Raw genomic sequence first — 8,346 nt, forward strand, 5'->3', positions numbered from 1 at the left:
ACGTGGCTGAAGTAGTGGTGTGGAGTGGTGCGATCGTGCTGGCTGTGTGCACGTTGTACCGCGGCTATCTGCGCTCGACATACGGTCGGCAGCAGACATCGCCGATTCGGGGCAGCCGTATGGCGATGATTGCCCCGCTGGTGGTCATGGCCATCGTGTGGGGCACTACCTACATCGCTGTCAGCGACGGTTTGCTCGCCTGGGTGGCCGCCCTGTTGTGGGGACTAGCCACCGCTGAGGTCGTCGTCATCGCCCGGTCGAAGCGCCGCCCGGCCTGAATCGGCCGCCCCGATGAGTGCGCTGGACCGCTCTGTACCGGTGATCGGCCGGCCCAACGGCAGGCGGGCTTGGGACGCGGTGACCGCGACGTCGTAGAGGACCACCGACGACCATCCCACCCCATGATCTGGCAGGAGATCCGCGTGCCTGTGGACCCCATCGCCCAGGGCGGGATCGCCGCTCTCACCCGCCGTTTCGAGGACGTGGCGGAGCGGACGGCTCGGGAGTTCGGGATCGTCAAGAGCCATCTCACGGCGCTGCGCCTGCAGGTGGGCAACCTTGATCAGAAGGTGGGCAACCTGGACGCGAAAGTGGATTCCCTCGCCGGTGAGGTCCGCGGCCTCACCGAGGAGATCGATCGAAACCAGGCGCAGATCGTTGAGCTGCTGACCCAGCTGATCGGACGGAACGCCAGCTGATCTCCCTTTACGGCTGCGGCCCGCGAACACTTCGGGTGTTCGCGGGCCGCAGCCGTATGTGTGCAAGTCAGACGGTTGGGGCGCGAGGGATGCCGTTCCCCTCTGCTGCTACTGGTTGGTGTGGAGGCGGTGCTGGCGGGTGGTGACGAGCGTGGGCCATCGGGCACGGGTGGCCTGTTCGCCATCCAGCCACTGCGGCCCCGTGTGGTCGGCAGGGAGGGGGAGGCCGGCCAAGCGGTGCCGGGCATTCCCCCGGCACCGTGCGGAGGGCGCCTGTGCCCCGGCCGCAGCTCAGCCGGATGATCCAGCCACTCCGTCGGGCCGCCAGGCGGACATGTTCGTGTAGTGCTGGACCAGCGTTGCTCGGGTCCACGCGCCGTTGGCGTAACGCATGGTGTGGAAGAGCGTGCCGCGGTCATCGCCGGAGGCGAAAACGAGCTGGAGGTTTCCTGCCACGTTGACGGCGGTGACCCCATTCAGCACGGTGCCGATGAAGCCCGCGCGGTTGAAGTCCACCCGCGCGTTGATGTCGTCCCAGGTGCTCCAGTGCCCGTTCGGGCTGCGGACGGTGTGGTACTGCGCGACCTGGCCGTTGGTCAGCACGACCATCTGCAGGCTGCTACCGAACCCGGCCATGGCCACCTGGATCGGCATGCCCCAGTGGCGGGGAGTGCCGGTCCAGGACAGCACGTTGCTCCACGGCGTCCACCTGCCGTTCCCGCCGAGCGCGGTGTGCAGAACGGTGCGGTGGATCTGGTCCACCGCGGCCACCTGCAGCCCTCCGCCGACCGAGGCGGCCGACAGGCTTTGGAACCAGTCGTTGCGGTAGACGCCGCCCGGTGCCACCTGGTCGGGAGCGGTCCAGGTGCCGTCGGACCGCTCCATGGTGTGCATCAGGCGGCCGTTGGTGTCGATGTACACCAGGTGCACGTGGGTTCCTACGACGGCTGCCGCGAGGTAGTTCCGCGTCGGCTTGGAGGTGACCCGCACCGGCGCCAGGCCGGGCATCGGGGTGGGGGCGGGCCAGCTGCCGTCCGGGTTCTGGGTGGTCTCCTCCAAGGTGACGTCCCAGCTGGTGGGCTGCTCGATGAACAGACGCAGCCGGCCGTTCTGCACCACGTCGGTGAAGTCGTAGAAGGACCAGCTCTTGAACAGCTGCTTGGTCGGGGCCCACTTGCCGTTGGCGTATCGGGCGGTCTGCAGGACCTCCCAGTTGGCGCCCTGCACAAGCAGATCGAGCCCGCCCTTGCCGGCCATGGCCGCCGGGCGAGCAATGCTCAGGACTTGTGGATTGGTTCCGGGATGGCATGCGAAGGGCGTACCTTCCCGAATGATCCGTAAGGTCTCCGAGTAGGCCCGCGTTGCAGCGCGGGTCGGGAAGGCACGCCCGTGCTCAGCGTAGTCACCGACGACGGCTCCACCCAGTCCGGCTCCCTGATCGACGAGATCGTGCGGGAAGGCGCCCGCCGGATGCTGGCCGCCGCGCTGGAAGCGGAAGTCAACCAGTACATAGCTGAGTTGGCGGCCGAGACCGACGAGCATGGCCTGCGTCTCGTGGTCCGCAACGGCCACCACAAGGCGAGGACTGTGGTCACCGCCGCCGGGCCGGTCGAGGTCAAGGCTCCGCGGGTGAACGACCGCCGCGTCGACGACGAGACCGGCGAGCGCAAGCGGTTCTCCTCGAAGATCCTTCCGCCGTGGTGCCGCAAGTCCCCGAAGAAGTGCTGCCGCTGCTCTACCTGCACGGCCTGTCCTCCGGTGACTTCGTCCCGGCGCTGGAACAGTTCCTCGGCGGCGCGGCCGGCCTGTCGGCCGCGACCGTGACACGGCTGACCCAGCAGTGGAGCGACGACCACTCCGCCTTCCAGAACCGGGACCTGTCCGACCGCGACTTCGTCTACGTGTGGGCGGACGGAGTGCACCCGAAGGTGCGGCTCGGCCAGGCCCGCTCGTGCGTCCTGGTCCTGCTTGGGGTCCGGCTGGACGGCACGAAGGAGCTGATCGCCCTGGCCGAGGGCCTGCGGGAGTCCACCGAGTCGTGGGCCGACCTGCTGCGCGACTGCCGCCGACGCGGCATGCGCGACCCCGAGCTGGTCATCGGCGACGGCGCCATGGGCCTGTGGCGGGCGCTCGCCGAGGTGTTCCCGGCAGCCAGGCCACAAAGGTGCTGGGTTCACAAAGCCCGCAACGTCGCGAACTGCCTGCCCAAGTCCGCGCAGCCCGGCGCGACGAAGGCGATGCAGGAGATCTACAACGCCGAGGACCGCGCCCACGCCGAGAAGGTGATCGAGGCGTTCGCGAAGACCTACGGGGCAAAGTTCCCGAAGGCCGTCGCGAAGATCACCGAGGACCGTGACGAACTGCTCGCGTTCTACGACTTCCCTGCCGAGCACTGGATTCACCTGCGGACCACCAACCCCATCGAGTCGACCTTCTCCACGGTTAAGCTCCGCACCAAGGTCACCCGCGGCGCGGGCAGCCCGGCGGCCGCGCTCGCGATGGTGTTCAAGCTGGTCGAGTCCGCCCAGGCGCGATGGCGCGCGATCACCGGAGCCCACCTGGTGTCCCTGGTCCGCGCTGGCGCACGATTCGAGAACGGCGTTCTGGTCGAGCGCGAGGAGCAGGCCGCATGAACGTCCACGACATCCTGCAGAACCCCGACGAGCACGCCCGCTTCGCGGCTTACCTCGACAAGCTGGCACACGTTGCGAACCCGGACGAGGTCGACCTGGTCAGCCGCGTGCTCACCGATCCGGACCAGACGATGGCCCAGTCCGCCGTGCTGCGGCACCTGGACCGTCGAGCCGCCGACCTCTACTCTGGCCCGGCCTACGAGGGGTGGGCGCAGGCGATGACCCAGGCCACGATCGACCACCCCTTCCTGGCTCAGCGCCTGCGGGAGTGGTCACTCTTTCGCGCCATCACGCTCAAGCTGCCCTGGCAACCGGACGACCTGCTCACGTCATCCAGCTGGCTCCAGCTCATGACCGCCGCCGGGACGAACATCGAGGCTGCCGAGATCCTCGCCGAAGCCGGCCGCACCAAGCGGATCCGCAACACTGCCAGGACCGGCCTCAACCACCGCAGCGAGAGCTGAACTCAGCTCACCCACAACTCTTGACTATTGCTCGACCGACTGCCCGAGTGGATCGAAACAGCCAGAGCCGCTACCGACCTGCCCAGTCTCAGCCGCTTCGCCCACCATCTCGAGCGCGACCTCGACGCCGTCATCGCTGGCCTCACCCAACCGTGGAATTCCGGCGTCGTCGAAGGCCATGTCAACCGGATCAAAATGCTCAAGCGTCAGATGTTCGGCCGCGCAGGATTCGAACTCCTCCGCAAAAGGGTTCTATTGGTGTGACTGAGCGTCACCGCACCACAAGAAGTGGACCAGAGCCCGAGAACGGGCAGCACCTGGCCGCCACTTGGGAAGGCAGTGAGGTTCCGCACGCGAGTCGAAATGTTCACTGGTTTCGACAGCACCACAGATAGCGCCGCCCCTCACTGCGCGGCACTTTCGGCGTTCACGACCTTTGTTTGGCGGCGTCCCTGGCGGCGTCTCAGTTTTCGGGTAAGCGTCGCGTCGCATGACGCTGCTGCGCCGTTGTTGCTGTCAGTGGCCCGTGATGGTCTCTGCCTCGGCGGTGTAGAGCTGGGCCGGATCGAAGCCCATGCCGGTGAAGTGGCCGGCGAGTTCGAGGGACAGGACGCCGTGGAGGCGGGTCCAGAAGGAGAGGGCGCGATGCAGCGCCGACGGCGCGGCCGGGTGCGGTGCGGCCCAGTCCCGGTGCCCGTCCAGGTGCGTCTCCAGCGGTGACGGCGGCGCGGCGGGGGGCTGTTGGGCGGTGCAGGCGTCGAGGAGAACGGCCATGATCTCCGAGGCGATCCGGGTGGTGTCTTCGGGGGCTTGGTAGCCGGGCACGGGGGTGCCGTAGACGAGGAAGTATCGCTGCGGGTCGTCCAGGGCCCACCTGCGCAGGGCGTGCGCCAGGTCGCTGAGATCGGCGCCGGCCTCGGCGCGGGCGCGGAAGGTGTCGGCCAGGCTGCGGTAGGCGTCCCTGATGAGCTCAGTGATCAGCTCGTCGCGGTTGGCGAAGTACCGGTAGAGGGCCGGTCCGCTCATGCCGATCTGCTTGGCGATGGCGTTGAGGGAGAGAGCGGAAGCCCCGGCAGTGGCGATCTGCTCCCAGGCGTGCTTCTTGATTGCCTCCCGTACCTGGGCGCGGTACCGCTCCCTGGGAGTCCTCGCATTCAGCTCGCTCACAACCTGCCTCCCGTGCTCTCGCCGCGTCGTTAGTTAGAACCTATCGCGAACACTCTTGACTCTAACAGAGAAGGGGGTTAGAACTTCTAACGAACACAACAGCTTCTCTCGAAAGGAGGGGTGTCCGTGAGCGGCGAACGCCTCGTCCAGGTCGTTCTGCCAGGCATCGTGGCCCCGGAGGGCCTGCGGATCCGCCACGCAGCCGTGCCAGACCCCGGCCCGGGACGCATAGTGATCGCCATGGAGGCGACCGGCGTCTCATTCGCCGAACAGCAGATGCGCCGCGGGCGCTACTACGACCAGCCGCCGTTCCCGTTCGTGCCCGGCTATGACCTGGTGGGCCGGGTGCTGTCGACCGGCCAGGGAGTCGACCCGGGCTTGGCCGGACGGCGGGTGGCCGCGCTGGTCAAGGTCGGCGGCTGGGCCAGCCACGTGCTCGTCGACGCCAAGGACGCGGTCGAGGTCCCGGACGGCCTGACCGCGGCTCAGGCCGAGACCGTCGTCGTCAACGGCATCAGCGCCTGGCAGATGCTGCACCGCACAGCCCGAGTGCGCGCCGGGCAGACCGTCCTGGTGCACGGCGCCAGCGGCGGCGTCGGCTCCGTCCTGGTCCAACTCGCCCGCGCAGCCGGCGTGAAGGTGATCGGCACGGCCTCCGCCCGGCACCACGACGCGCTGCGGGAACTGGGCGTCACCCCGGTCGACTACCGCGCCGGAAACGTGACGGCCCAGGTCCGGCACCTGGCCCCCGGTGGAGTTGACGCCGTCTTCGACCACGTCGGCGGCCGCAGCGTCATCGACTCCTGGTACCTGCTCGCCCCCGGCGGCACCCTCGTCGCCTACGGCAGCGCCTCCACACGCGACGACACCGGCTCCAAGCAGTGGCCCGTGCTGAAAATCCTCGCCCGCACCTGGATCTGGAACACCCTGCCCAACGGCCGCCGCGCCCACTTCTACAACATCTGGGCCGGCCGGACGCTGAACAAGGACCGCTTCCGCGCCCGGCTGCGGACCGACCTCACCGAAGTCTTCGCCGCCGTCCGCCGCGGCGACGTCACCCCCCGCATCGCCGCCCAACTGCCGCTCGCGAGGGCCTCCGAGGCCCTGCGCCTCGCGGAGTCCGGCACCGTCACCGGCAAGGTCGTCCTGACTCCCTGACCCGCACAGTCCTGGGGCACCACCGCTGGCCCGCGCCTCGTGACGCTCCACCGCCGCCGAACCTCGAAGCAGGCTCAAGGCACCCGAACACCCGCATCCGTCACCCCACATACATCACCCGGAGGACCGACGCCGTGAAGCTCCGCCCGACCCGTGCCATGACCACCCTGATCTGCGCCGCGGCCGCCATCACCGCACTCGGCACCACCGCCTTCGCCGCACCGCCCACCGACCGGCACCTGCCAAAGGTCGTCGCCGACTGGTCCACTGCCTGGAACGGCACCGACCCCAACACGCTCGGCACCTTGTTCACCTCCGACGGCACCTACACCGACCAGGCCATAGGCGTCATCTTCCATGGCCGCCAGGAGATCGCCGGATGGAAGGCCCGCACCGACAGCCTCATCGACAACGTCCACGTCACCGTGCACGCCACCCACCGCGACGGCGACCACATCACCATCGAGGCCGTCTACTCCGGCCATCTCAAGGGCGCACCCAAGCCCTTCGCCGTGCCGCTGGCCACCCTCCTCACCCTCGACGGCCGCCAGATCACCTCCGACCAGGACTTCTACAGCCTCAACGCCGTCCTTAGCCAGTCCGGCCTCCCCGCCGACTGGACCCCGCCCACCCCCTGACCCACCAAACGACCCACAGCTGACAGAAACACACCACCGACACCACCGGAACGCGCCCCCCAACCGCCGGAAGGCGCGTTCCGCCACCGTTCCTGCTGGACTGTCGACCTCCAACGTGCTGTCGCATCTCGTGAACATCGAACACGACGCGCGCCAAGCGCGACGACTCCGTCTATGGGTACGTCCGCTCGGGCAAGGTCAACATCCGGGTACGCATCGAAGGCGGCACCGCAGGCGACCCCTCGGGCACACAGGCCATGCTCGCCGCAACACTCAAGCGCCTTCAGCAACTGCAGGACGGCAAAGCCGCCACCGTGACCGCCCCTGACGAACAGGCCGCGGCCCGGCAGTAAGCGATCTGCGTCGCCCTGGGCATGACGACAGACGAACACCCGATCGCAGCAGTGCGGGAAAGAGCCGGAGCAACGGACGCGATGGCTACCAAGCGGCCGCCTCACCCAGTCCGCGGACGCCGCCCGGACAGGCGCAGCCAAGGCCAGCGACAACGCTGACCTCGGTGTCCGGTCCTCGTCGGTGCACAGAAGCTGCCGCGCGGATCAGCGAGCGCATGATCGTGCAGGAGTGGCTTCGATTCTACCTGCGGTTAGTGCTTCTTCACGATTTTGAAGTAGGTTGCGCCCAGGTTGAGCTGGAACACCATGCCGTACTGTTTGCGTATAGCAGCCACCGAAGCGGAAGATGGTTCACGCAGACACCGTTTGACCGGTGGATCATTTTCACACGGGCCTTCCGGTTCGCTGATGAAATTGGGTTTCCATTGACGGTCGCGTACCGGATCCCACTTCAGACTCTGGCTTACGGCATCACGCGAAGGCACTTCAGGATTGCGTGTGTCATAGGGCTTCCGGTAGTAGTCGATGAGCGCTCCGTATGCTGCGTGGTTGAACTCGATGCCGGGTACGTTCCGGTCGCCGGCTGTGAGGATTCCGTCGAGGACGGACACGATGTGTTTCGGGTCGGCGCCGAAGTAGGCGGTGACATGCAGACCGCAGCTGATCTTGTACAGGTCGCTATCCCTGGTCTCCAGCCATCCCCTGGCTGTTCCGCCCCAGCAGTTGTCGCTGACCACGACCAGGCCGAGCTTCAAGGGCGTGTGCTCGACGTACGCCTGAACCACTTGTCTGAGCCCAGCTTCCGACCTCTGCCTGGCGTTGACCGCTTCCGGGCTGCCGGCAAGTTTGCGGACAGTCTTCTCCGGTACAGCCCGGTCCTCTGCCGAGCACGCGGACACCGCCAGCGCCAGAAGCATCAATGCCGCTGTCTTGACCTGCTTGACCCGCTTCATGACCGTGGCCTCCTGCCGTCTGCCCCAGCATGCAGCCCACGTGTAGCCGGCAGCATGAGTATGTGTACTCAAAAAGCGTGTGGGGAAGCCCTGTTGGGCATCCCCACACGGTCTGACTGGGTTACTTCTTGGGCCAGGCGCCCAGCGCGGCCTCCAGGGTGTCCGCGTACAGTCGCGCCCCGGCGACCTTCGGATGGAATGACTGCGCGGAGATACCGAACTGGAAGAACGGCCAGTCGATCTTCGGTTCGTCGCTGTCTGTCAGATCGGTGACAATGCCGT

The 8,346-nt window shown here is 67.5% G+C and carries 8 protein-coding genes and 3 pseudogenes; 8 read left to right on the top strand and 3 right to left on the bottom strand.

Going from position 1 to position 8,346, the window contains the following annotated elements; translation table 11 throughout:
- The first annotated feature begins 2 nt into the window (after positions 1–2).
- Positions 3–278 carry a hypothetical protein gene (locus tag ACWC2T_RS31710; RefSeq protein WP_450673778.1) on the top strand — a complete coding sequence of 92 codons (276 nt, stop codon included), beginning with the start codon at positions 3–5 and terminating at the stop codon, positions 276–278.
- 123 nt (positions 279–401) lie between these two features.
- Complete coding sequence (locus ACWC2T_RS31715) at positions 402–698, top strand: hypothetical protein (RefSeq protein ID WP_450673779.1); 297 nt, start codon at positions 402–404, stop codon at positions 696–698.
- Between the two features lie 291 nt (positions 699–989).
- Here the strand turns inward: ACWC2T_RS31715 and ACWC2T_RS31720 are convergent, their stop codons facing one another.
- Entirely contained in the window at positions 990–1,955 is a 966-nt protein-coding gene (locus ACWC2T_RS31720; protein WP_450673780.1) for a hypothetical protein, read from the bottom strand.
- Positions 1,956–2,168: 213 nt separating this feature from the next.
- Here ACWC2T_RS31720 and ACWC2T_RS31725 point away from each other — a divergent pair.
- From ACWC2T_RS31725 to ACWC2T_RS31740, 4 genes and pseudogenes are all read left to right on the top strand, one after another.
- Positions 2,169–2,273: pseudogene (locus tag ACWC2T_RS31725) on the top strand (hypothetical protein); the annotation flags it as partial.
- A gap of 116 nt (positions 2,274–2,389) precedes the next feature.
- A pseudogene (locus ACWC2T_RS31730) lies at positions 2,390–3,331 on the top strand (IS256 family transposase); the annotation flags it as partial.
- The gene (locus tag ACWC2T_RS31735) at positions 3,328–3,795 is read left to right on the top strand and encodes a hypothetical protein (protein ID WP_450673781.1); all 468 of its coding nucleotides are present in this window, start codon (positions 3,328–3,330) and stop codon (positions 3,793–3,795) included. The pseudogene ACWC2T_RS31730 and the gene ACWC2T_RS31735, both read left to right, overlap by 4 nt.
- A 39-nt stretch (positions 3,796–3,834) precedes the next feature.
- Positions 3,835–4,059: pseudogene (locus ACWC2T_RS31740) on the top strand (transposase); the annotation flags it as partial.
- 252 nt (positions 4,060–4,311) lie between these two features.
- Here ACWC2T_RS31740 and ACWC2T_RS31745 read toward each other — a convergent pair.
- Positions 4,312–4,962, bottom strand: coding sequence for a TetR/AcrR family transcriptional regulator (locus tag ACWC2T_RS31745; protein ID WP_450673782.1), 651 nt, complete (start codon positions 4,960–4,962; stop codon positions 4,312–4,314).
- 126 nt (positions 4,963–5,088) lie between these two features.
- Between ACWC2T_RS31745 and ACWC2T_RS31750 the strand changes: the two genes are divergently transcribed.
- Together ACWC2T_RS31750 and ACWC2T_RS31755 are read left to right on the top strand one after the other, a co-directional pair.
- Positions 5,089–6,120 carry a medium chain dehydrogenase/reductase family protein gene (locus ACWC2T_RS31750; protein WP_450673783.1) on the top strand — a complete coding sequence of 344 codons (1,032 nt, stop codon included), beginning with the start codon at positions 5,089–5,091 and terminating at the stop codon, positions 6,118–6,120.
- A gap of 134 nt (positions 6,121–6,254) precedes the next feature.
- On the top strand, positions 6,255–6,758 hold the full coding sequence (locus tag ACWC2T_RS31755; RefSeq protein WP_450673784.1) for a nuclear transport factor 2 family protein: 504 nt from the start codon (positions 6,255–6,257) through the stop codon (positions 6,756–6,758).
- A 604-nt stretch (positions 6,759–7,362) separates the two neighbouring features.
- Here ACWC2T_RS31755 and ACWC2T_RS31760 read toward each other — a convergent pair.
- Positions 7,363–8,064: a hypothetical protein gene (locus ACWC2T_RS31760; RefSeq protein WP_450673785.1), complete on the bottom strand. Its 702-nt coding sequence runs from the start codon at positions 8,062–8,064 to the stop codon at positions 7,363–7,365.
- Between the last annotated feature and the right edge of the window lie 282 nt (positions 8,065–8,346).

This window comes from Streptomyces sp. NPDC001393, assembly GCF_053597455.1.